Source organism: Clostridium hydrogeniformans DSM 21757, assembly GCF_000686705.1.
Classification (GTDB): Bacteria; Bacillota; Clostridia; order Clostridiales; family Clostridiaceae; genus Clostridium_Z; species Clostridium_Z hydrogeniformans.
The window spans coordinates 136,073-156,300 of the sequence record NZ_JMLJ01000012.1 but is presented as its reverse complement, the minus strand read 5'-3'; the positions used below and the strand labels follow the sequence as shown (position 1 = coordinate 156,300).

21 protein-coding genes and 2 tRNA genes are annotated in these 20,228 nt (G+C 31.5%); 21 read left to right on the top strand and 2 right to left on the bottom strand.

Features of this window, described 5'->3' with window-relative positions; genetic code table 11:
- The first annotated feature begins 4 nt into the window (after window positions 1-4).
- The 20 genes from BR69_RS0108025 to modA all read left to right on the top strand — a co-directional run bounded on the left by BR69_RS0108025 (window position 5) and on the right by modA (window position 17,266).
- Window positions 5-78: transfer RNA gene (locus tag BR69_RS0108025), tRNA-Gly, on the top strand.
- Window positions 79-147: 69 nt separating this feature from the next.
- Window positions 148-224: transfer RNA gene (locus BR69_RS0108020), tRNA-Arg, on the top strand.
- A 268-nt stretch (window positions 225-492) separates the two neighbouring features.
- Window positions 493-1,284: a transglycosylase domain-containing protein gene (locus tag BR69_RS20170; protein ID WP_051623537.1), complete on the top strand. Its 792-nt coding sequence runs from the start codon at window positions 493-495 to the stop codon at window positions 1,282-1,284.
- 208 nt (window positions 1,285-1,492) lie between these two features.
- Window positions 1,493-2,278, top strand: a complete 786-nt coding sequence (locus BR69_RS0108010; protein WP_027632730.1) for an FAD binding domain-containing protein — start codon at window positions 1,493-1,495, stop codon at window positions 2,276-2,278.
- A gap of 3 nt (window positions 2,279-2,281) precedes the next feature.
- Window positions 2,282-2,731: a (2Fe-2S)-binding protein gene (locus BR69_RS0108005; RefSeq protein WP_027632729.1), complete on the top strand. Its 450-nt coding sequence runs from the start codon at window positions 2,282-2,284 to the stop codon at window positions 2,729-2,731.
- Window positions 2,732-2,734: 3 nt separating this feature from the next.
- Window positions 2,735-4,999: a xanthine dehydrogenase family protein molybdopterin-binding subunit gene (locus BR69_RS0108000; RefSeq protein WP_027632728.1), complete on the top strand. Its 2,265-nt coding sequence runs from the start codon at window positions 2,735-2,737 to the stop codon at window positions 4,997-4,999.
- A 760-nt stretch (window positions 5,000-5,759) separates the two neighbouring features.
- Window positions 5,760-6,569, top strand: coding sequence for an FAD binding domain-containing protein (locus BR69_RS0107995; RefSeq protein ID WP_027632727.1), 810 nt, complete (start codon window positions 5,760-5,762; stop codon window positions 6,567-6,569).
- The gene (locus tag BR69_RS0107990) at window positions 6,557-7,012 is read left to right on the top strand and encodes a (2Fe-2S)-binding protein (protein ID WP_034849548.1); all 456 of its coding nucleotides are present in this window, start codon (window positions 6,557-6,559) and stop codon (window positions 7,010-7,012) included. The genes BR69_RS0107995 and BR69_RS0107990 overlap by 13 nt, the downstream gene beginning before the upstream one ends.
- A 3-nt stretch (window positions 7,013-7,015) precedes the next feature.
- Entirely contained in the window at window positions 7,016-9,298 is a 2,283-nt protein-coding gene (locus BR69_RS0107985) for a xanthine dehydrogenase family protein molybdopterin-binding subunit (protein ID WP_027632725.1), read from the top strand.
- A gap of 64 nt (window positions 9,299-9,362) precedes the next feature.
- A complete protein-coding gene (yqeC, locus tag BR69_RS0107980; protein ID WP_027632724.1) occupies window positions 9,363-10,085 on the top strand; it encodes a selenium cofactor biosynthesis protein YqeC in 723 nt (240 codons plus the stop codon).
- Window positions 10,078-10,662, top strand: a complete 585-nt coding sequence (mocA, locus tag BR69_RS0107975; protein WP_027632723.1) for a molybdenum cofactor cytidylyltransferase — start codon at window positions 10,078-10,080, stop codon at window positions 10,660-10,662. Before yqeC ends, mocA begins: the two co-directional genes overlap by 8 nt.
- On the top strand, window positions 10,655-11,458 hold the full coding sequence (gene yqeB / locus BR69_RS0107970; RefSeq protein ID WP_027632722.1) for a selenium-dependent molybdenum cofactor biosynthesis protein YqeB: 804 nt from the start codon (window positions 10,655-10,657) through the stop codon (window positions 11,456-11,458). The genes mocA and yqeB overlap by 8 nt, the downstream gene beginning before the upstream one ends.
- A gap of 3 nt (window positions 11,459-11,461) precedes the next feature.
- Window positions 11,462-12,268: an XdhC family protein gene (locus BR69_RS0107965; RefSeq protein WP_027632721.1), complete on the top strand. Its 807-nt coding sequence runs from the start codon at window positions 11,462-11,464 to the stop codon at window positions 12,266-12,268.
- A 1-nt stretch (window position 12,269) separates the two neighbouring features.
- On the top strand, window positions 12,270-12,761 hold the full coding sequence (locus BR69_RS0107960) for a MogA/MoaB family molybdenum cofactor biosynthesis protein (RefSeq protein ID WP_027632720.1): 492 nt from the start codon (window positions 12,270-12,272) through the stop codon (window positions 12,759-12,761).
- Window positions 12,762-12,778: 17 nt separating this feature from the next.
- Complete coding sequence (locus BR69_RS0107955; protein WP_027632719.1) at window positions 12,779-13,801, top strand: molybdopterin-binding protein; 1,023 nt, start codon at window positions 12,779-12,781, stop codon at window positions 13,799-13,801.
- Window positions 13,785-14,276: a cyclic pyranopterin monophosphate synthase MoaC gene (gene moaC, locus BR69_RS0107950; protein WP_027632718.1), complete on the top strand. Its 492-nt coding sequence runs from the start codon at window positions 13,785-13,787 to the stop codon at window positions 14,274-14,276. The genes BR69_RS0107955 and moaC overlap by 17 nt, the downstream gene beginning before the upstream one ends.
- Complete coding sequence (locus BR69_RS0107945) at window positions 14,251-15,033, top strand: ABC transporter permease (RefSeq protein ID WP_150112254.1); 783 nt, start codon at window positions 14,251-14,253, stop codon at window positions 15,031-15,033. The genes moaC and BR69_RS0107945 overlap by 26 nt, the downstream gene beginning before the upstream one ends.
- Before the next feature lie 16 nt (window positions 15,034-15,049).
- Window positions 15,050-16,036 (top strand): GTP 3',8-cyclase MoaA, encoded by a 987-nt coding sequence (gene moaA / locus BR69_RS0107940; protein WP_027632716.1) that lies wholly within the window; start codon window positions 15,050-15,052, stop codon window positions 16,034-16,036.
- A 6-nt stretch (window positions 16,037-16,042) separates the two neighbouring features.
- The gene (locus BR69_RS0107935) at window positions 16,043-16,474 is read left to right on the top strand and encodes an MOSC domain-containing protein (RefSeq protein WP_027632715.1); all 432 of its coding nucleotides are present in this window, start codon (window positions 16,043-16,045) and stop codon (window positions 16,472-16,474) included.
- A gap of 3 nt (window positions 16,475-16,477) precedes the next feature.
- Window positions 16,478-17,266, top strand: a complete 789-nt coding sequence (gene modA, locus BR69_RS0107930) for a molybdate ABC transporter substrate-binding protein (RefSeq protein ID WP_027632714.1) — start codon at window positions 16,478-16,480, stop codon at window positions 17,264-17,266.
- A gap of 208 nt (window positions 17,267-17,474) precedes the next feature.
- On the opposite strand, the gene BR69_RS0107925 is transcribed toward modA, so the two are convergent.
- Entirely contained in the window at window positions 17,475-18,413 is a 939-nt protein-coding gene (locus tag BR69_RS0107925; RefSeq protein ID WP_027632713.1) for a Rossmann-fold NAD(P)-binding domain-containing protein, read from the bottom strand.
- Between the two features lie 184 nt (window positions 18,414-18,597).
- On the opposite strand from BR69_RS0107925, the gene BR69_RS0107920 reads away from it, so the two are divergent.
- The gene (locus tag BR69_RS0107920) at window positions 18,598-19,209 is read left to right on the top strand and encodes a TrkA C-terminal domain-containing protein (protein ID WP_027632712.1); all 612 of its coding nucleotides are present in this window, start codon (window positions 18,598-18,600) and stop codon (window positions 19,207-19,209) included.
- Between the two features lie 321 nt (window positions 19,210-19,530).
- Here the strand turns inward: BR69_RS0107920 and BR69_RS0107915 are convergent, their stop codons facing one another.
- Entirely contained in the window at window positions 19,531-20,025 is a 495-nt protein-coding gene (locus BR69_RS0107915) for a hypothetical protein (protein WP_242840670.1), read from the bottom strand.
- Window positions 20,026-20,228: the final 203 nt, after the last annotated feature.

Sequence of the window (20,228 nt, the reverse complement as noted above, 5' to 3'; positions counted from 1 at the left end):
ATATGCGGGTGTAACTCAATGGTAGAGTTCCAGCCTTCCAAGCTGGCTACGTGGGTTCGATTCCCATCACCCGCTCCAAATTTAAAGACAACCTACTGTTGTCTTTATTTTTTTATATATTTTTAACATTAAAAATATATTTATTATGCACCTATAACTCAGCTGGATAGAGTGAAGGACTTCGAATCCTTAAGCCGTGAGTTCGAATCTCACTAGGTGTGCCAAAAGTGTTGAAATATCAAGGGCTTAGAGCAATCTAGAACCTTGATATTTTTCTTTTATAATAGATTTTCCCACACTTTTCCCATATAAAATATATATATTTTTATTTAAATATTAGATTTTAAAAAAGTAAGACAAAGATTATTAAAATATTGACTTACAATAATGTAAGATTAAAAAGACTTAATGTAAGTCCAGTGAAATAAAAAAATCATATAAATATCATATAATAGTATTAGGCGAAAGCTATTACTATTGGAAGGTGATTATATGAAAAAAATAATTTGTTTTTTCTTAGTTGTTTTTCTTTCTGTAGCAATATATTCTAATTTTTTAAATTCAAAAATAGAAAAAGAAAAAAATATAAGTCTAGGAAATGCTTTAAAATATTTGAAAGAACAAAGAAATGAGTATACTAAAATAGAAGATATACCTAAAGAGCTGATAAATGCAACTGTTTCTATAGAGGATAAAAGATTTTTCTATCATTTAGGGTTTGATCCTATTGCAATAGGGCGTTCAGCTTATTTAAATATAAAAAATAAAAGAATTATGGGTGGGGGAAGCACCATAACACAACAATTAGTTAAAAATATGTTTTTAAGTCAAGATCAGAGTTATATAAGGAAGGTTAATGAAATAATTTTATCAGTAATTATGGAATTTAAATATTCTAAAGAAGAGATTTTAGAAATGTATTTAAATGAAGTTTACTTTGGAGCAGGAGCTAATGGTATAGGAGAAGCTGCTAAGATATATTTTAATAAAGAAGTTAAAGATTTAAATTTAAGCGAAAGTAGCTTTTTAGCAGGATTACCTCAAGCACCAAGTAATTATAATCCTTATAATAATTTAAAACTAGCGAGAAAAAGGCAAGCTAGAGTCTTAGAAAGTATGGTGAGGAATAATCATATAACTAAAGAGCAGATGGATGAAATTCTTAATGAAAAACTTACATTAACTAAGATATCCTATAAAAGTTCAATGAATAAGGAAGAAAAGTTTGTTAAAAGCAAACTTTTCTTTTTTATTTTAAATATAAGAATTTCTTTATTAATATAAGTTAAGGAAATACATGTATATTATAGTTAAAATAAATTATAGCATTCCTATATATACGAACAATAAGGAAAATAAATAGATAATTATTTGTATTATTGTTTTTCATGTGATATATTTAAGAAGAAAATGGTTGAAGATAGATTTTTATAAAATAGTTAAATAAATATTAAAGTATATAATTTAAATAATGTATTAGGGGGAAAAGGTAGTGTTTAAACTAATGAATTTTGTTCAACCCACTTCAATTGATGAGGCTTATAGTATATTAATGGAAAAAAATAATAATACATTAATTGGGGGAAGCGCCTTTTTAAGAATGGGTAAAAAAAGGATTGGGACAGCAATAGAGCTTTCAAAGCTTAATTTAAGGTACATAAGAGAAGATAAGGATGAATTTGAAATTGGAGCAATGACAACTTTTAGGGATATTGAAATTCATAAAGAGTTAAATAGTTATTTTGATGGTGTAATTGGAAAGTCATTAAAAGGGATTATAGGAATTCAATTTAGAAATGTAGTTACCATAGGGGCTACTTTATTTTCTAGATATGGTTTTTCAGACTTAATAACTTCATTACTAGCCTTAAATGTAGATGTGAATCTTTATAAGGGTGGAAGAATGAAACTTTGTGAATTTATGGAAAAGCCTTATGAAAAAGATATGCTACTTAGTATATACATAAAAAAAGATAATAGAAAGGTTATATATAAGGACATAAGAAGATCTAGTAGTGATTATCCTATTTTGAATCTATCAGTAAGTAAATTTAATAATGAATTTAAGATTGTTATAGGGGCAAGACCTGTTAATGCAATAATTGCAAAAAAGTCTAGTAAATTTATAAGTGAGAATCCTATTAATGAAGAAAATTTAAATAAGATGTGCCAGCTTATTGAAGATGAAGTTTCCTTTGGAAGTGATATGAGAGCTTCTGCTTTATATAGAAGAGAAGTTTGTAAAACATTATTAAAAAGAGCAGTAAGTGAGGTATAGATTATGGAAGTAATTTTAAATATAAATAATAAAGATGTAAAGGTTAATATATCCCCGGAGGATTATTTAGTTGATACCTTAAGAGAAATAGGAAATTACAGTGTTAAAAGAGGATGTGACACTGGTTCATGTGGTCTATGTTCCGTTTTAATAGATGAGAAGCCCACTTTATCTTGTAGTTATTTAACAGTTAGGGCTCTTGGTTCTAAAATATTGACTATTGAAGGAATAGAAGAAAAGGCTAGGGAATTTGCAGAGATACTTTCAGCAGAGGGAGCTGAGCAGTGTGGATTTTGTAGTCCGGGATTTATAATAACAGTGATAGCTATGAAGAAAGAATTAAATAATCCTAGTGATGAAGAAATAAAAGAGTATTTAGCAGGAAATTTATGTAGATGTACAGGATATATGGGACAATTAAGAGCTGTACAGAAGTATTTAGGGGGAGAGTAACAAATGATAGGGGATAATATAAAAAAGATAGATGCTATGGCAATAACAACTGGTAAGCCAGTATATACTGATGATTTAGCTATGAAGGATGCACTGGTTGTTAAACTTTTAAGAAGTCCTCATAGTTTTGCAAAAATACTAGATATTGATATAGAAAAAGCTTTAAAAGTTGAAGGAGTAGAGTGCATATTAACTCATAAGGATGTGCCAAAGGAGAGATTTACCTTAGCAGGACAAAGTTACCCAGAGCCATCCCCTTATGACAGACTTATATTGGATGAGATAGTTAGATATGTAGGAGATGAGGTAGCCATAATAGCTGCAAAGGATGAAAAAACAGCTTTGAAGGCTATGGAAGTTATAAAGGTTAAGTATGAGGTTTATGAACCAGTTTTAGATTTTGAAAAAGCAGAAGGAAATGATTCTGTAGTTCATGAAGAAGATGTAAAGTGTAATTTTAACATAGGAATGGAAAAAGAAAAAAACATAGCCTCTAAGGAGTATGTTGAATATGGGGATGTAGATGAAGAGCTTAAAAAATGTGATTATGTGGTAGAAGAAACTTATTATACTCAAGCACAGTCTCATTGTATGATGGAAACTTATAGAGCATTCAACTATATGGATCATATGGGAAGGCTAGTTGTGGTAACTTCAACTCAAATACCTTTTCATGTAAAGAGACATCTATCAAGGGCTCTTCAAATACCAGGTAGTAAAATAAGGGTAATAAAGCCAAGAATAGGTGGAGGGTTTGGGGGAAAACAAACAGCTTGTGTGGAAATATTCACAGCTATAGTTACTTTAAAAACAGGAAAACCAGCCAAGCTTATTTATGATAGAAAGGAAACTTTTCAGTGCTCCACAAGTAGACATGCTATGAGGTTTAAAGTAAGAATAGGGGCAAATAAAGAAGGATATATAAAAGCAATAGATATAGAAGGGTTATCAGATACAGGGGCTTATGGAGAGCATTGTTCAACAGTTTTCGGAGTAGTAGGGGAAAAAACAATAACATTATATAATAAAATAAATGCAGGAAGATATCATGGAAAGGTTGTCTATACTAACAAAGTGCCAGCAGGAGCTTTTAGGGGGTATGGGGCAACTCAAGGATGTTTTGCCATAGAATGTGCAGTTAATGAATTGGCGGAAAAGCTTAATATGGATCCAATAGATATAAGGCTTAAAAATTTATGTAAGGAAGGAGAAATGACTTATCCTTATAAAAAAGTTATGACAAGCTCTACCTTACATCAGTGTATAGAAAAAGGAAAAGAACTTATAAAATGGGATGAAAAATATCCATGTGTTTCTGTAGGAAACAATAAAGTAAGATCAGTTGGTATGGCGGTGACAATGCAAGGTTCAGGAATAGCTGGAATAGATACCTCATCAGCAGAGATAAGACTTTCAGATAGTGGAGAATATATTTTATTTATAGGTTCCACGGATATGGGGACAGGCAGTGATACCATACTTGCTCAAATGGCGGCAGAGATTTTAGAAACTACAGTGGATAATATAGTAGTAATTGCATCAGATACAGATGTAACACCATATGATCCAGGCTCCTATGCATCATCAACTACTTATGTTACAGGCATGGCAGTGGTTAAGGCTGCTGAAAATCTTAAAAATAAGATAATTTCTAAGTCTGCAGAAAATTTAGATGTGGACTTAGAAGAGGTAATTTTCCAGGGAAATAAGGTTAGTACTCTTAGTGGAAAGTCTATATCTTTAAAAAATCTTGCAGAAGGGCTAACCTTAGGGCCAAGAACAGAACATCTTACGGGAATAGGTAGTCATGGAAGTCAGGTTTCTCCTCCTCCATTTATAGCTGGGTTTGTTGAAATAGAGTTAGATAAGGAAACAGGAGGAATAGAGGTAATAGATTATATAGCAGTAGTAGATTGTGGAACCATTATCAATCCTAATCTTGCCAGAGTTCAAGTTGAGGGCGGTATTGTACAGGGGATAGGAATGGCTCTTTATGAAGATGTACATTATAATCCTACAGGAAAACTTGATACTAATACTTTTATGCAATATAAAATACCAAATAGAAAAGATATTGGAAATATAATAGTAGACTTTGTTCCAAGTTTTGAGAAAACAGGTCCTTTTGGAGCAAAATCGGTAGGGGAGGTTGTTGTTAATACACCGTCTCCAGCTATAGCTCACGCAGTATATAATGGGGGAAAAGTTAATGTAAGGAGTTTACCAATAACTAGTGAAAAAGTTTTTTGTGCTATGATAAATAAATAAAAAAATGCTGACGTAAGTCAGCATTTTTTTCATTACAAATAGAGTATTTAATTTAAAGTTTTTGAATATTAATTATAAATTTCTAGAAAATATTCGACTGGAAGTATTTAACATAAGCAAAGCTTATATTTCATAAGAAAAACAAATAGAAAATTTAGAAAAAATCTATAAATAAAAAATTATATTTATAGAGATATTTATGGATTATTATATGCTTACTAAAGAGAATCTTCGCAAAAACACAAATAAAAAAAATCTTTATTAAACTAATATAAGTAAAACATAAAAATCTTAAAGTTATATCTATTATGCTAATAAGACCTATTATTAATAACAATAATTAGCTTCTTGTAATAAGGTAATAAAATGATATAATTAAACGTTGAAAATGTTTCCAAGTTTTTTGATAAATTATCAATATAGAAATAGAAAAAAACGAAAATTAATTTTAAAACCAGGAAAACATTAAATAGAATTATAAATATATTTTTGGGGTTCACATTACTAAGGATAGGAAAATTATTGTTTTAATTAGGTAGTATATAAGCTTTAATATTTTAGCTTATTTTACATAAGTAATTTTAAAAGCTATTAGTTAATTAGGTTTATATATTTTATGTAATATTTAAAAATTATACAAATATATAATTAGTGTTTATTTTAAGTTAAGATCAGGTATTACATAAAATATACTAAAAATTTTGACTAACATTTTAGGATGACTGGATAAAACAAATACATTGAATTAGGGGGAATAAACGTGTTTACATTAATGGAGTTAGTACAACCAGAAACCATAGAAGATGCTTATAAGGCTCTTACGGCTAAGAAGACTAATGCGGTTGTAGCTGGATGTGGTTTTTTAAGAATGGGAAAGAAAAGAATAGGTACAGCAGTACAATTATCTAAATTAGATTTAGATTATGTTAAAGAAGATGATGAATATTTTGAAATAGGAGCAATGACAACATTTAGAACTTTAGAAGTTCATGAAGGATTAAATAAACAATTTAATGGCCTTTTAGAAAAAGCAGTAGGAAATATAATAGGAATACAATTTAGAAATGTTGTAACAGTAGGAGCTACAGTTTACTCAAGATATGGATTTTCAGACCTTATAACAGGACTTTTAACATTAGATACTGAGGTTGAATTATATAATCAAGGAAGAATGACATTAGACAAGTGGCTTGATAGACCATATGAAAAATGTGAAAAAGATCTTTTAACTAAAATATTTATAAAAAAGAACCCAAGGATAGCAGTATATAAGGATATGAGAAATGAAATAAGTGATTATCCTGTGCTTAATCTTGGAGTAAGCCTTTTAGAAGGACAGTGGAAAATAGTAGTTGGAGCAAGACCGGCAGTAGCTACTGAGGCTAAAACAGCTTCAGCATTTTTATCAGAAAATCAGGTTAATGAAACTATAGCTATAAAGGCAGCTGAAATGGCAGCGGAAGAATTAAGCTTTGGTCCTAATATGAGAGCTTCAGCAGAATATAGAAAAAATGTATGTAAGATATTAGTTAAGAGAGCTATAATGGAGGTTTTATCATGTCACAAGTAATAGATGTTATTTTAAATGGGAAAAAGACAAAGTTAAATGTAGAAGAGGATGCATTCTTAGTTGATGTTCTTAGAGATCTTGGAAACTTAAGTGTTAGACGTGGATGTGATACTGGATGCTGCGGATTATGTAGCATATGGATAGATGGTAAACCAACCCTATCTTGTGGTTATCTAGCTGTAAGAGCAGTAGGAAAAGAGATAACTACAATAGAAGGAATTGAAGAAGAGGCTAATAAATTTGCAAAGCTTTTAGCAGAGCAAGGAGCAGACCAATGTGGATATTGTAGTCCAGGTTTTATAATGACAGTTATAGCTATGAAAAAAGAGCTTACTAATCCAACTGATGATGAGATTCGTCAGTATGTAACAGGAAACTTATGTAGATGTACAGGATATGAGTCTCAACTTAGAGCTATAAAAATATACTTGGGGGTGCAGTAAACCATGGTAGGAAGTAATATTGATAAAGTTGATGCAGTTAGAATAATTACTGGTAAGCCAGCATATACAGATGATTTAGTAATGAGGGATGCTTTAGTTATAAAAATACTTAGAAGTCCTCATGCTTTTGCAAAAATTATAGATATAAATACAGCTATAGCAGAAAAGGTTGATGGAGTAGAGTGCATATTAACTTATAAAGATGTACCTCAAACCCGTTTTGCTCTAGCAGGACAAGCTTATCCAGAATTATCACCATATGATAGATTAATACTAGATCCTATAGTTAGATATGTAGGAGATGAGGTAGCTATAGTTGCAGCAAAGGATGAAAAAACTGCAATAAAGGCTATGAACCTTATAAAGGTTAAGTATGAAGTTTATGAACCAGTGCTTGATCCAGAGAAAGCAATAGACAACCCATCAGTTATACATGATGAGGATGATATAGAGAACGTAGAAAGATTAGGAAAAATATGTGGTTTTGATGCTAAGAGAAATATAGTAGCTACTGTTAACATGGCTACAGGTGGAGATGTTGAAGAAGAGCTTAATAATTCAGAAGTAGTTGTAGATGAAACTTATTCAATGCAAGCTCAAGGACATGGAATGATGGAAACTTATAGATCATTCTCTTATCTTGACTATACTGGAAGATTAGTAGTTGTAAGCTCAACTCAAATACCATTCCATGTTAGAAGACATGTGTCTAGAGCTTTAGAAATACCTTCAAGTAAGGTAAGAGTTATAAAGCCTAGAGTAGGTGGTGGTTTCGGAGGAAAGCAAACAGCAGCAGTTGAATTCTTCCCTGCTATAGTTACTTGGAAGACTGGAAAGCCATCAAAGATAATATATGATAGAAAAGAAACCTTTGGATGTACTAATACAAGACATGCTATGAAAATAAGAGTTAGAATTGGTGCGGATAATGAAGGAAATATAAAAGCTATAGATATGGAAGGATTATCTGATACAGGTGCTTTTGGAGATCACGGATTTGCAGTGTTTGGAGCATCTGGTAAGAAGAGTATACCTCTATATAAAGCAAATGCAGCTAGATTCCATGGTAAGGTTGTATATACTAATAAGGTTCCAGCAGGAGCTTTCAGAGGATATGGAGCTACTCAAGGAGATTATGCTTTAGAGTCAGCTATGAACGAGATGGCAGCAAGACTTAATATGGATCCAACAGAATTTAGATTAAAGAACCTATGTCAGGTTGGAGAGAAGATGCATTTACTTGGAACTCCATTAACAAGCTCAACTCTTGATAAGTGTATAGAGAGAGGTAAGGAAATTATAGGATGGAAGGATAAATATCCAAGAGTTCAGGTATCTGATACTAAGGTTCGTAGTGTAGGAATGGCCCTTGGAATGCAAGGTTCAGGTATAGCTAATGTTGACTGTGCATCTGTTCAAGTGAGACTTGGGGATGATGGATTCTATACTATATATTTAGCAGGAACTGATATGGGACAAGGATGCGATACAATCCTTACACAAATAGCAGCAGAAAAATTAATGACAAACTTTGATGATATAGTTATAAATGTTACAGATACAGATACCGTTCCTTATGATGGAGGATCCTATGCATCTTCTACTACCTATGTAACAGGAATGGCAGTAGTAAAAGCTTGTGATGAGCTTATAGAAAAAATCTACGAAGCAGGAGCAGGATACTTAAATGTGTCTAAGGATGACGTGGATTTTGATGGAAAAGTCTTAAAAAGTACTAATGGAGAACAACTTACCCTTAAGGATATGGCAGTTAAGAGTGTATCAGGAGTAGGGGGAAGGCAGCTTCAAGGACATGGAACTTTTGGTAGTGCTACGTCACCATCACCATATATGGTAGGACTTGCTGAAGTAGAAGTTGATAAGGAAACAGGAAAGGTAGATATGGTTAATTATGTAGGAATAGTTGACTGTGGTACTCTTATAAATCCAAAACTTGCAAAAGTTCAAGTAGAGGGTGGTATAGTACAAGGTATAGGATTAGCTTTATATGAAGACGTAAGATACAATAAAAAAGGAAAACTTGATACTAATACATTTATGCAATATAAAATGCCATGTAGAAAAGAGATAGGAAACATAATAGTTGACTTTATTCCAAGTTATGAGCCAACAGGTCCTTTTGGAGCTAAGTCAGTTGGAGAAGTTGTTATAAATACTACAGCTCCAGCTATATCAAATGCTATATATAATGCTGTAGAAGTAAATCTTAGAGAACTTCCAATGTTCCCAGAAAAGGTATTTAATGCAATGCATTTAAATAAGTAGTGTAAATTTGGGTGGAAGAACTGAGGATATCTCAGTTCTTTCACTTTAATAAAGGATGATTATCATGGATTTAAAAAAGTTATTTAATATTGAAAATAAGGATATCATAACTATTGTAGGAGCAGGTGGAAAAACATCCCTTATGATGGCTCTTTCTAAAGAATTTAGAAATGAAAAAACTTTAATTACAACAACAACTAAAATATTTTTACCAGAATCTAAGGATTACGATCATATATATATGGGAAATAAATTTAATGAGTTAAATTATAATAAAAAAGGTATATGGGTGATTGGTGTCGAACTAAGTAAAGAAAATAAGATTTATGGCATAAGCCATAGGGATTTAGAGGGCTTAGCTAAAAATTTTAATTATATTTTTATAGAGGGGGATGGTTCAAAAAGGAAAAGTTTAAAAGGGTGGAGAGAAGATGAACCTTTAGTTCCAAATATAACAACCAAGACCTTGGGAGTTGTTTCTCTTAAGGCATTAGATCTTATTATTAATTGTGAAAACGTACATAGATTAGAAAAGTTTTTACAAATATCTAAAGGGATAGAATCAGAAAAGGTTAGTTATGATCATTTAGTAAATATGATTTTTAATGAAAATGGATTATTTAAAAATAGTAGGGGAAAAAGAATCCTTGTTATAAATGCAGTTGATAATGAGGAGGATAAAGAGAAATATTATAAGCTTAAAAAATTAGTAGAGAAAACAAATAAAAATTACATAGATAAAGTTGTTGGAGTAAGTCTAAAAAAGGAGAAGGTAATATATGATTAATGCTGTAATAATGGCTTCTGGTTACTCAAAAAGAATGGGACAGAATAAGTTATTACTGAAGTATAAAGGGAAGACCTTTATAGAAACTCTTATAAATACATTAAGCTCTTTAAAGTTTAACAAAATAGTTCTTGTAGCTAAAGATGAAAGAGTTTTAAGTATAGGTAAAGAAAAGGGTATCATAGTCATAGAAAATGAAAAACCTTATCTTGGACAGAGTGAAAGTCTTAAACTGGGGGTAGAGTATTTAAAGGATGGAGATTATATGTTCTTTACTGGAGATCAACCTCTATTAAATAATAAGGTTATTGAAATTCTTATTAAAGAGAGTGAAAAACAAAAGGACTGTATAATAATTCCTAAAGTACAAGGCCATAGAGCACACCCAACTATATTTCCAAAGATATATAGAGAGGATTTATTATCCATAGAAGGAGATACTGGTGGACGGGCAGTTATAAAAAAATATCCTCATAAAGTTAAAGAGGTTAATATGGAGGAGGAACTTCCCTTTATTGATATCGATACTAATGAGGAATACTTAAATCTTATAAAAGGGGTATTTAAAAATGTATAGAGATATAATAGTCATAAGAGGAGGCGGAGATATAGCTTCTGGAACTATTCATAAGCTTTATAGAAGTGGTTTTAAGATCCTTGTTCTTGATATAGAAAAACCATCAGCTATAAGACGTGCTGTTTCGTTTTGTGAGGCTATATATGATGGAGAATCTGTAGTAGAAGGGGTAAAGGCGGTAAAGGTTAGAACTTTTAATGAAATTAAAGAGGCATGGCAAAATGGATTTATTCCAATAGCCATAGATGAGAAGGGAAGTCTAATAGAGGAACTAAAGCCAAAGGTAGTAGTAGATGCAATCTTAGCTAAAAGAAATATGGGAACAAATAAATCAATGGCTCCTATAACCATAGGTCTTGGTCCAGGATTTGAGGCTGGTAAAGACGTAGATGCAGTAATAGAGACTATGAGAGGACATGACCTTGGACGAATAATTTTAGAGGGTAAACCTATGGAAAACACGGGAATGCCAGGAGAGATTAAAGGTTATTCAAAGGAAAGAGTAATCTATAGTGGAAAGACTGGTATTATAAATACCCTAAGCAAAATTGGTGATAAGGTAGAAAAAGGACAAGTTATTGCAACTATTGGAGATCATAAAGTTCTATCATCTATTGATGGCATACTTAGAGGGATTATTAAAGACCAGTATAAGGTTACAGAAAAATTTAAAATAGCAGATGTGGATCCAAGATATTCAGAATTAAAAAATTGTTTCACCATTTCTGATAAAGCAAGGTGTATAGCAGGAAGTGTATTAGAAGCAATACTTATGCTAGAAAGACAAAAGGTCTAGTTTATGGAAGACATGATGCTTAAGGAAATATATAATAAGCTTCAAGAGGGAGAAAGTGTAGCTATGGTAACATTAACAGAAACCATAGGATCAACTTCTGGAAAGCAAGGATTTACCATGGCTGTTTTTGAGGATGGGTCTATAAAGGGAACAGTTGGTGGAGGAAGTTTTGAGTATAGGATTATTCAAAAAGCTTCAAAGAATCTACAATTAGGTAAAGATGAAACTTTTGAGGAAAAGATAAGTGAAAATACTAATGGGCTAGAGCTAGGTGGAAGTGCTAAAGGTTTTATAAAAATCTTTAAACCAAGACCATCCCTTATAATATGTGGCGGAGGACATGTTGGATTTTCTCTTTATAATATAGCTAATACCATAGGATTTAATGTAACAGTTATAGATGATAGGAAAGAATTTGCAAATAAAGATAGATTTAAAAATGCATATGAGGTTTTATGTGGAGACTTTTATGAAAAGGTTTCTAGTATTAAAATTACCAAGAATACCTATATGGTAATAGCGTCAAGTGGATTTAATGGAGATTATGAAACACTAAAGGCAGTTATAAATAAAGATGTTCCATATATAGGAGTTGTAGGAAGTAGGAAAAAGTGGACTACATTAAAAGAAAAGCTTCTAAAAGATAATATTACAAAAGAGGATACATTAGAAAAGGTATATGCACCAATAGGACTTAATTTATCTTCACCATCAGCAGAAGAGGTAGCATTTAGTGCATTAGCTGAAATATTACTTATAAAAAATAGGGGAACTTTAGAACACATAAAAGATATAAGGGGAGGGGAATAGTGTGTATAAGGTTGGAATAATTACAGCAAGTGATAAAGGATCAAAGGGTCAACGTGAAGATATAAGTGGAAAAGTAATAATAGAAGAAGTAGAAAAACTGGGATATAAAGTTGAGAGGTATGTAGTATTACCAGATGAGGAAATAGATCTTATACAAGAAATGAAGTATATGTGTGATACCCTTAAAGTAGATCTTATCCTAACAACAGGAGGAACTGGATTTAGTAAAAGAGATGTGACTCCAGAGGCTACAAAGAAGGTTATAGAAAAGGAAGCACAAGGTATAAGTACAGCTATAACTATGTATAGCTTAAAAATAACGGATAGGGCTATGCTTTCAAGAGCGGTTAGTGGTATAAGAGGGGAAACTCTTATTATAAATATGCCAGGGAGTCCAAAAGCAGTTAAAGAGGTTATAGATTATATTATGCCAAGTGTTAAACATGGTCTTGATATACTAAAGGCTAATGCTACAGAATGTGCAAGGAAATAACCTAAGGGGGAATAGCTATGAAAAAAATAAGAACAGTAGATGCAGTAGGTTGTGTTTTATGTCATGATATAACACAAATTATTCCAGGGGAGTTTAAAGGAAGAGCATTTAAAAAGGGTCATATAATAAAAGAAGAGGATATTCCTAAGCTATTATCTTGTGGTAAGGACAATATATATGTTTGGGAACAAACAGAGGGAATAGTTCATGAAAATGATGCAGCAGAAAGATTAAGGGATTTAAGTGCGGGGGATGGACTTACCTTTGGAGAAACAAAAGAAGGAAAGATAGATTTTTATGCTAAATACAATGGGCTTTTAAAAATAAATAAAGATCTTTTATTTAAAATAAATACCTTAGGAGAAATTATGATGGCAACAGTCCATAATAATACTCCAATAAAAAAAGGAGAAAAGGTTGCAGGAACTAGGATAATTCCTCTAATAATAGAAGAAGAAAAGTTAAGAAAAGCTGAGGAAATAGCAACCGGACAAAGTATAGTAGAAATTATACCTTTTAAATCAAAGAAGATTGGAATAGTAACTACTGGAAATGAGGTCTATCATGGAAGAATAAAAGATGCTTTTGGACCTGTTATAAGAAAAAAGGTAGAAGAATATGGATGCGAGGTTTTAGGACAGGTTATAGTTGATGATAATGAAACTAGAATAAAGGAAGCAATAGAACAGTGGATTGCAAAGGGAGCAGAGGTAGTTATATGTACAGGGGGAATGTCAGTAGACCCAGACGATTTAACACCTACAGCTATAAAAAGTACAGGAGCAGAGCTTTGTACTTATGGATCACCAATCCTTCCAGGGGCAATGCTTTTAGTTGCTTATAAGGGAGAGATTCCTATACTTGGACTTCCGGGATGTGTTATGTATTCAAAGAGAACAGCATTTGATTTAGTTCTTCCAAGAATTCTAACAGATGAAAAATTGACTATGGAAGACATAGGTTCTTATGGACATGGTGGATTATGCTTAGACTGTGAAATTTGTAGATTTCCACATTGTAATTTTGGAAAGGGGGTTTAATGTGCTTACTCATTTTGATAAAGATGGAAAAGCTATAATGGTGGATGTAGGAAATAAAAATGAAACTGAAAGAATAGCTTTTGCAGAAGGCAAAATAACAATGAAGAAAGAAACATTGAATCTTATAAAAGAAGGAAATATGAAAAAAGGTGATGTTCTTGGAGTATCAAGGGTAGCAGCTATAATGGGAAGTAAAAGAACATCAGATTTAATACCACTTTGTCATCCTATTATGATAAATGGATGTGAGGTAGATTTTGAGATAGATGATGAAAATAATTCAGTTATAATAAGAGCTAACGTTAAGACTACAGGTAAGACTGGGGTTGAAATGGAGGCATTAACGGCAGTATCTATTGCAGCTCTTACAATATATGATATGTGTAAGGCAGTAGATAAGGCTATGACAATAGAGGGTATACATTTAAGAGAGAAGATTGGAGGAAAGAGTGGTCACTACATTTATGAAAAATAAGCCTTTAATAATAATAGTAATAATAACGGTTTTAGGGGCAGGATTTTTATTTTTGCCTATGGTATCAATATTACTTTATTCAACATTTTCAATAAAAACAATGCTAAGTGATTATGTTTTAAAGGCAATAGCTATAAGTCTTAAAAGTACCGGTATATCCCTTATAGCAACGCTGATTTTAGGAATACCCATATCATGGCTTATGGCAAGATATAACTTTAAGGGAAAGGGAATTCTTCATATAGTATTTAGACTTCCAACTGTTTTGCCACCTTCTGTGGCTGGAATACTATTACTCCTATCCTTTGGAAGGGCAGGCTTTATAGGTAAGTATCTAGATCTTTATGGAATAAATATATCTTTTTCTTTTATAGCAGTAGTAATGGCTCAAACCTTTATAATACTTCCTCAATTTATTACAGCAACAACTCATATTTTTAAGAGTGTAGATAAAACTTTAGAAGATGCAGCAGCGGATTTAGGACTTAAGCCTTATCAGGTTTTTTATAAGTTAACCCTGCCTATGTGCAGAAAGCCAATAGTTACCCAGAGTATACTTTGCTGGGCAAGAGCTCTATCAGAATTTGGAGCCACTATAATTTTTGCAGGTAATCTAACAGGAAAAACTCAAACATTACCATTGGCTATTTATATGGCACTGGAAAGGGATTTAAACTTATCAATTTCTATTTCTATGGTTCTTGTTATAATATCTTTAGCTGTAATCCTCGGAGTAAAAAAATATGAAATGTATTAATTAAAGAGGGGATTGGATGAAGGATAACTTAGATAGAGAAATAAATTATATGAGAATATCTTTAACAGATAGATGTAACTTAAGATGCAGCTATTGTATGCCATCAGGGTATAATAATTTTTTTAAAGAAGAAGAAGTATTAACTCTTGAGGAAATATATACTGTTGCTAAAATAGGCTCAGAACTTGGAATCAATAAATTTAGATTTACTGGGGGGGAGCCTTTAGTAAGAGAAGGCATAGAAGAGTTAATAAAAAAGGTTAAGGGTTTACCAGGTGTTAATGAAGTTGCAATAACAACTAATGGAATATTATTACCAGAAAAAATCAAAACATTAAAAGAAAATGGTTTAGATAGAGTAAATATAAGTCTAGATTCTTTTAGGGAAGATAGATTTAAAAATATAACCCATAATGGGGATGTTAAAAAAGTTCTTAAGGCTATAGACATGGCCATAGAATATGGAATTGAAGTTAGCCTTAATGTAGTAATAGTTAAAGGGAAAAATCAAGATGAAATAATGGACTTTGTAAGATTTTCAGAAGATAAGGGTATTAAAGTTAGGTTTATTGAAATTATGCCTATAGGAAAAGGTAAGGACTTTATAGGAATGACTTCAGGGGAAATAGAAGAAGTTATAAAGGAAGAAAGGACTTACATAGAGGAAGAAACAAGAAAGAGTAATCTAAGAGGCCCAGCGTTATACAAAAGCTTTTACAACGAAAGCAAAGGTAAGACTTCTACCATAGGATTTATAAGTCCTATAAGCAACTGTTTTTGCAGTGATTGTAATAGGATAAGGCTCACCTGTGATGGATTTCTAAAACAGTGTCTTCATTGGAATAGTGGAACCGACTTAAGGGCTATACTTAGGGGAGAAAAAACCTACGAAGAAGCTAAGATGATTATAAAAGATACAATATATAATAAACCAACTCATCATAATTTTGGAGAAAAAAAGAACAATGTAGACATTAGATTTATGTCTCAAATAGGAGGATAAATAGTTATGGGTAAAGTTTTAGCAGTGTGTACAAGTGATAAAAAGGGAATTGGAAAAGCTGATGTTAAGGAATGTGAATTTATTGAAAATCATGGTCTTAAAGGTGATGCTCACGCAGGTGATTGGCATAGACAAGTAAGCCTTCTTGCAATGGAGAGGATTACAGAATTTAGAGAAAAGGGAGGAAAGGTAGAATTAGGAGACTTTGGTGAAAACTTAGTTACAGAGGGAGTGGATTTGGTTAACCTTCCAATAGGAACTAAGCTTTCAGTTGGGGAAACTTTACTTGAGGTAACCCAAATAGGTAAACAATGTCATAAACCTTGTAATATTTTTTATACTGTAGGAAGCTGTATAATGCCGACTAATGGTATATTTGCAAAAGTATTAAAGGGTGGAAAAGTAAAAATTGGAGATGAAATTCAGGAGGTAAAGTAAAAAATGAAAAGATTTTTATCAGTTATTATTTCAGTAGTTTTAATGTTATCATTGGTGGCTTGTGGAAATGGAAGTAAGAAAGAAGAACCAAAGAAAGAGGAGAAGAAAGAGAAAATTACAGTATTTGCAGCTTCATCTTTAACAGAAGTTATGGATGACTTAAAAAAGGAATTTGAAAAAGAAAACAAAAATAGAGAAATAGTTGCAAACTTTGGTGGTTCTAGTACACTAAGAACTCAAATAGAAAGTGGAGCAGACTTTGATTTATTCTTATCTGCAGACAAAGGACACTATTCAAAGCTTAATGAGAAGTCTTTAGTAAATGAAGGTAAGGTAATGGCATTTAATGAAGTGGTTTTAGTTGTTAATAAGGATAATAAAACCATAAATTCTTTAGAAGATTTAACATCTGTAGAAAAGCTTGTAATGAGTGCTGAGGAAGTTCCAATAGGAAAGTACTCAAGAAAGATCATAGACAAGGTAGACAAGGAAAATAAAGGATTCAAAGATAAGGTAATGGCTAAGGTAGTTTCAAATGAAGCTAATGTTAAAATGGCATTAAATAAGGTTAAGATAAAAGAAGGAGATGCTACTTTTGTATATCTAACAGATGTAACAGATGATGTTAAGGATAGCATAAAAGAAATAGAAATCAAAGAAAACTTAAATGAAAAAGCAGAGTATTGGATGGCTACAAACTCTAAAAAGAAAGAACTTGGAGATGAATTTATGAAGTTCATTGAAAGTGAAAAAGGAAAAGAAATCATAAAGAAACATAAGTTTAAAATATAACATTATATGTTAATAAATAATTTGCTAAGGACTTTATTAAAACTATGAGGATATCTTATTTAGAAATAAAATATAGGATATCAATAGATTTTCTCTACTGATAAAAATCATTATTAAGGATAAAATAATTTACAATGGCTCTAAATATAAAAAGAGATGCTTAAAGAAAGGCATCTCTTTTTTCATGGTAAAAAATGAAATGAAAATATTAAAGATCTATACACATTTCTTTGTAAACATTAAGATCCTTAGAGTAGATGTATTTACTAAAGGATTTGCTTATAAATTTACTAGACTCTCTGTAGAATATAGAGGGTGAATTGTTTATTGCATAATAATAAACCCCTTCTTCTATATATAGAGGTTCTTCATAAGATGTGTGTTTTGAACCCTCAATGGTTCTGCCTGCACAAGCAGCAGCATCTATGATTAGTGATCCCTTTTTTAGCTTATTTTTATCTTCATTAGATATTATAGGATTAGTGCCAGGTTCAATTTCTATTCCATTGATTATTACATGGAAATCATTTATATTATCATAAAATTCATCCATAGTTTTTCTATAGAACATTCTTAAGTTTACATTAAACATAGAAATTGCTTTATAAGCTCCTTGGGACGCATTGCCAGAACCTAAAACAGCTACATTGGTGTTGTTATTAGGAATAAGTCCATGGCTCATAAGTCCATGAATAGTTGAGGCATATCCTGCGATGAAGCTATTTTCATAAATAAAGTTTTTTGGAACCCAGTTTAATGGAAGTTCATGATTTTTATAGAATACTGCAGGGTGGATATTATCAAGATCAACTACTAAAAGATCTTTAGGAATTGCGATGTCTTTCATGAAATCACGTCCTGAACCGTAAGGATGAGTCCAACCTATTATTATTTGGTCATTCTTTATAAGATCATAGTCATCTTCTTTTAGATTTTTTAATGAGAAGATACCATCACAAGTGCTGAATATGTCCTCTTTACTTAGGATTGTGCATCCCTTTTTCTCATATTCTTCATCTTCTATACCTAGGGTTTCTCCGAATCCCCTTTGTATAAAGAGTTCATTTTCAAAGTCAATTATATCTTCTGGTAAAAGTGCTACACGACGTTCGCTTGGATGATTTGGAATTATAAATCCTAATTTCAATAATGCACGCTCCTTTCTTTGTACAATAAATAGTAACAACTTAATTATAATATATAGGTTTTTACTTGTCAAAAAAAGTATATAGAATTTAACAAAAATAGTTGTTTGTTGAGAAATTTGTGTTATTCTTAATATGTAAAATAATGAAATAAAATATACATAACTATCATAGGGGGAAGAAAAAGTGCAGAAAATAGTTTCTCCAATATATAAACAAATAGCCTTAGATGTTGCCAATAGAATATATCATGGCTCAATTAATGAGGGGGAAAAAATTCATGGAAGATCTACCTTAGCTGGTGAGTATAACGTATCGCCAGAAACCATAAGAAGATCTATAAAGCTTCTTGAAGACATGGAGGTTTTAACAGTATCTAAGGGAAGTGGTATAACCGTATTATCTAAAGATAAGGCTTATTCTTTTATAGAAAGATTTCAAGAGGTAGAGAGCCTAGGTACAATGAAAAACAGGCTAGAGGAATTAATAGATAAAAGAAAGGAAATAGATGGGGAAGTAAACGAATTAATAAATAAAATAACGGATTTGTCAAATAGGCTTAAAAATGTAAATCCATTAAATACCGTAGAAGTTCAAATTCCAAGCCCATGGAAAAAAAGTGGAGATACAATAAAAGAACTTAAATTTTGGCAAAATACCGGTGGTACAATTGTTGGTATTAGAAGGGGGCAGAATCTTATAATATCTCCAGGTCCTTATGCTACCATAGAAGAAGGAGATATAATTCTTGTAGTTGGGGATTATGGAGTTATAAATAATTATATTAATGATATTTAAGTTTATTTATTATACAAGTTAAATTTTAAAGGCATAATGATTTATAATTTAAACTTCTAAAAGATAAAAGTAACCTATAAAAATCAATATTTATAAGGATAAGAGTATCTATCTAAAGGTAAGGGTGAGAAATTTCACCTTAATTAGTGGGGAATTTTTCTTAAAGATGAAGAGTAGATGAAAATGAATGAACCTTATAATTATTATGTTCCTTTAAGAAGAGGAGAGTATAATTATAAGGTTCCTATATAAACAAAGACTTTATTACTAAATAAGTATTAATTAGTAATAAAGTCTAAAAGTATATAATTTCAAAAGATATTAAATACAGTAGAAGCTCTCAACTCTGTTTAAGTCTAGACCAAAATAAATCCATCTCCAGCCCATCCATCTCCAACCAGCTAAAGATCTCGGACCTATATAAGTTAAGTATGCCCAATATCCTCGTCCATTAGTTTGCCAAATGTAAGTGAACCTAAATAGACAAGGTCTTATAGAACCAGGATCAACTGCCTTAGCACCTGGTGCCATAGATTTAACCCCTTTTTGTGTTTTACTTGGAATGTAAGGAGGAGGAGCAGACTTAGGGGCTTGAGAAGAACTACCGCCAGGAGGCATGTTTCCACCAGGGGGCATATTTCCACTAGGAGGACGTGGTGGAGGCATAAATCCTCTAGTTTCATCATCCATCACAGTGAAGTTTTGCTCATAAGGATTTAAAACTTCAATTTCATATTCCCCAACATCTCCTTCATATTCCCTAAAAAATCTAACACCTTCAAATTCATCTAAATCATCAGGATAAAAATAGTTCATACAATACTCCTAAGAATTATTTACACTACATATAATATGAAATATATGGGTAAAATGTTACTTGTAGTTAAAAGAGTTAAAATTAATTTATCTTAAATTAATTTTAACTAAAAGTAAATCATTTTAAGTAAGGGCATGTTAATTTATCATTAATTACTTAAATACATAAAATCAGCCGTAATTAAATATTATAGAACCTTAGT

Coding starts and splice junctions, on each gene's coding strand:
- yqeB (WP_027632722.1), top strand. CDS start 10,655: ATGTATAGAGATATAATAGTCATAAGAGGAGGCGGAGATATAGCTTCT.
- modA (WP_027632714.1), top strand. CDS start 16,478: ATGAAAAGATTTTTATCAGTTATTATTTCAGTAGTTTTAATGTTATCA.
- BR69_RS0107985 (WP_027632725.1), top strand. CDS start 7,016: ATGGTAGGAAGTAATATTGATAAAGTTGATGCAGTTAGAATAATTACT.
- BR69_RS0107990 (WP_034849548.1), top strand. CDS start 6,557: ATGTCACAAGTAATAGATGTTATTTTAAATGGGAAAAAGACAAAGTTA.
- BR69_RS0107915 (WP_242840670.1), bottom strand. CDS start 20,025: ATGAACTATTTTTATCCTGATGATTTAGATGAATTTGAAGGTGTTAGA.
- BR69_RS0107935 (WP_027632715.1), top strand. CDS start 16,043: ATGGGTAAAGTTTTAGCAGTGTGTACAAGTGATAAAAAGGGAATTGGA.
- mocA (WP_027632723.1), top strand. CDS start 10,078: ATGATTAATGCTGTAATAATGGCTTCTGGTTACTCAAAAAGAATGGGA.
- yqeC (WP_027632724.1), top strand. CDS start 9,363: ATGGATTTAAAAAAGTTATTTAATATTGAAAATAAGGATATCATAACT.
- BR69_RS0108005 (WP_027632729.1), top strand. CDS start 2,282: ATGGAAGTAATTTTAAATATAAATAATAAAGATGTAAAGGTTAATATA.
- moaA (WP_027632716.1), top strand. CDS start 15,050: ATGAAGGATAACTTAGATAGAGAAATAAATTATATGAGAATATCTTTA.
- BR69_RS20170 (WP_051623537.1), top strand. CDS start 493: ATGAAAAAAATAATTTGTTTTTTCTTAGTTGTTTTTCTTTCTGTAGCA.
- BR69_RS0108000 (WP_027632728.1), top strand. CDS start 2,735: ATGATAGGGGATAATATAAAAAAGATAGATGCTATGGCAATAACAACT.
- BR69_RS0107955 (WP_027632719.1), top strand. CDS start 12,779: ATGAAAAAAATAAGAACAGTAGATGCAGTAGGTTGTGTTTTATGTCAT.
- BR69_RS0107965 (WP_027632721.1), top strand. CDS start 11,462: ATGGAAGACATGATGCTTAAGGAAATATATAATAAGCTTCAAGAGGGA.